This window comes from Coleofasciculus sp. FACHB-712, from assembly GCF_014695635.1.
Classification (GTDB): domain Bacteria; phylum Cyanobacteriota; class Cyanobacteriia; order Cyanobacteriales; family FACHB-T130; genus FACHB-T130.
This window is the reverse complement of sequence record NZ_JACJOQ010000175.1, coordinates 1-2696: the sequence shown is the minus strand read 5'-3', so window position 1 is coordinate 2696 and position 2696 is coordinate 1. Positions and strand designations below refer to the sequence as shown.

3 protein-coding genes and 1 tRNA gene are annotated in these 2696 nt (G+C 48.2%); 3 read left to right on the top strand and 1 reads right to left on the bottom strand.

Annotated elements, in window-relative coordinates; genetic code table 11:
- On the bottom strand, window positions 1-823 hold an 823-nt coding region (ruvB, locus tag H6F50_RS04685), incomplete at its 3' end, for a Holliday junction branch migration DNA helicase RuvB (protein ID WP_190426847.1).
- A gap of 103 nt (window positions 824-926) precedes the next feature.
- Here ruvB and hisF point away from each other — a divergent pair.
- The 3 genes from hisF (at window position 927) to H6F50_RS04670 (ending at window position 2152) form a co-directional block, all read left to right on the top strand.
- Window positions 927-1697 (top strand): imidazole glycerol phosphate synthase subunit HisF, encoded by a 771-nt coding sequence (gene hisF, locus H6F50_RS04680; protein WP_190426844.1) that lies wholly within the window; start codon window positions 927-929, stop codon window positions 1695-1697.
- A gap of 102 nt (window positions 1698-1799) precedes the next feature.
- Window positions 1800-2012, top strand: a complete 213-nt coding sequence (locus H6F50_RS04675) for a hypothetical protein (protein WP_190410773.1) — start codon at window positions 1800-1802, stop codon at window positions 2010-2012.
- 67 nt (window positions 2013-2079) lie between these two features.
- Window positions 2080-2152: transfer RNA gene (locus H6F50_RS04670), tRNA-Ala, on the top strand.
- Window positions 2153-2696 lie beyond the last annotated feature (544 nt).

Below are 2696 nucleotides of genomic sequence, written 5' to 3'. Positions count from 1 at the left end.
TAATTTCCCCAACTTTTTTTACCTGAGCAAAATCTCGCACCCGTTTTAAAAGGCGATTGGCAATTCGGGGAGTTCCACGGGAACGACGCGCAATTTCTTCAGCACCATCTGGTGTAACCGGGGCTTGGATCACTTCAGCCGTCCGCTGCACAATCAAAATCAGTTCATCCAACTCATAAAAGCGTAACCGTTGAATTAAACCAAAGCGATCGCGCAAGGGTGACGACAGCGAACCTACCCGCGTTGTTGCTCCGACTAGCGTAAATGGCGGGAGCGGCAAGCTGCGAGTTTTCGCACTTTGACCCTTGCCAATCGTAATATCTAACCGAAAATCCTCCATTGCCGGATATAGCAATTCCTCCGTCATCCGACTCAATCGGTGGATTTCGTCAATAAATATAATATCTCCCGGCTTCAGGCTCATCAGTATCCCTACAATATCGCGGGGACGCTCCAAAGCGGGTGCAGAGGTAATTTTACAAGTGGTTCCCATCTCCGTCGCTAAAATCAGCGACATCGTGGTTTTTCCCAAACCCGGCGGGCCATACAGCAGCAAGTGATCCATCGACTCGTCTCTGCCTTTTGCCGCTTGAATCGCAATTTCTAGAACGCCCTTGAGGTCTTTTTGCCCGATATAGTCAGCCAGCCGCTGGGGTCGCAGACCTTCTTCCTGCTTCTCGGTTTCGTCCATCGCCACCGTTGGCTGCAACAATTCTTCAACCGTTTCCTCTGCCTGAGATTTGCGGCGTCCCGCTGGATTTCGGCGTTCCTGGGGTTGCCCGTTGGGTTCTTGAGGCTGCTGTTTAGAAGAAATTATCGCCATGATTAAAAATTTATTTTAAAAACAATACCAAGACATGAAGACACAGAAGGTCTAGAGTGTATAGGCTTTCATTATCATTACATCGGGGAACCAGAGGATTGTCATGCTTGCAAAAAGAATACTGCCTTGCTTAGATGTGAAAGCGGGGCGAGTTGTCAAAGGGGTTAACTTTGTCAATCTCCAGGATGCTGGCGATCCGGTGGAACTGGCACAAGCTTATAATCAGGCGGGTGCGGATGAGTTGGTGTTTCTGGATATTACTGCCACTCACGAAGACCGGGGCATCATTCTGGATGTGGTATATCGCACCGCTGAGCAGGTATTTATCCCCCTTACCGTGGGCGGGGGAATTCAATCCTTAGAAAATATTAAACAATTGTTAAGGGCTGGCGCAGACAAAGTCAGCATTAACTCGGCGGCGGTACGCGATCCAGAGTTGATCGATCGGGCGAGCGATCGCTTCGGCAATCAGTGCATTGTGGTAGCAATTGATGCACGAAAACGACAAGACCCCACCAACCCCGGTTGGGATGTTTACGTGCGGGGCGGGCGAGAAAACACAGGCATCGATGCGATCAATTGGGCGCAAGAAGTCGAGCAACGCGGCGCGGGCGAACTGCTCGTTACCAGTATGGACGCCGATGGAACTAAAGCTGGCTATGACTTAGAGCTTACGCGCACTATAGCGGAACAAGTACAAATTCCAGTAATTGCCTCTGGTGGGGCTGGTAACACGAGTCACATTTATGACGCCTTAACGGAAGGGAAAGCGGAAGCTGCCCTGCTGGCTTCCCTCCTGCATTACGGAGAACTCACTGTATCAGAAATTAAAAACTATCTCGTAGAGCATCAAGTGCCGGTGCGGCTTTTGTAAAAGCGAAACTTCTTCCTTCTGGAAGAAGCGGGGTTGGCTTTGTAGCATCAATCTGTTCGGTTGTATATATTAGAATAAAGGAAGTGTTACAAAACGTAAATTATGTTAGTTGGTATTTTAATTTTTGATGTGGCTCTGGTGGCGTGGTCGCTGCACCTGATGCAGGAAGCCTTCGACCAACAGGAGTTCTCTTTAATGCTTGCTGGCACCCTGGTGGCGCTATCCGCAGCCGCCATGCTAGTTGTATATTTCCTGATGAACAGCTACATGGGTTATATCAGCCATCTTGCTCAACACCCCTGTTCGTTTTATTAATTTATCGTTGCTGAAATTTTACTTGACGACTTGCGAATTTTTAAGGCATAATCATAAAGCACCGTAAGGGGTTATAGCTCAGTTGGTAGAGCACCTCAATGGCATTGAGGGGGTCAGCGGTTCGAATCCGCTTAGCTCCATAAAAATAAACCTCACCCCCAACCCCTCTCCGTTAACGGAGAGGGGGGTAAGAGTTTTGCGATCGCGTTTTCTTAATGAACCGCAAAGACGCAGAGGACGCGAAGGAAGAGGGGGAAGAAGGCGATCGCGTACTCCACAAAACTCATTTTTATTCGTCGTCTTCTTCCATCAGTTGCCAGATTAGGAAGCAGATATCAAGGACTATACCTAATGGGTTGTTGATTAGTCCGATTACTGTTGGTATTAGAAATAGAACAATCAGAACAATGTCTCGGCGTTGCTTTGGGGAAAGTTTCATCTTGATTCAACCTGTATTTATTGGGGTTGAATGCAAGGTATTTTTGGGGCTGTAGCTGAAAGCAATGCAGACTGGGCAACTGCTGAAAGCTAGTTATAATAAGCGATAAGCAGTTTGGGGTAGGTGGGAAGTTTAGGGTTATCCCCAAACTTTGTGGCAAAATCTTTGGACTTAATCTATGGCGCGACGTTCTCTGGGTGATGATGTCAAGGCGCGGGTGAAGCGTCTGTTTGAGGCGTTGCTAG

Bases quoted from the DNA above. Each gene is read 5' to 3' on its own strand.
- H6F50_RS04675 (WP_190410773.1), top strand. From the start codon at position 1,800: ATGTTAGTTGGTATTTTAATTTTTGATGTGGCTCTGGTGGCGTGGTCG.
- hisF (WP_190426844.1), top strand. From the start codon at position 927: ATGCTTGCAAAAAGAATACTGCCTTGCTTAGATGTGAAAGCGGGGCGA.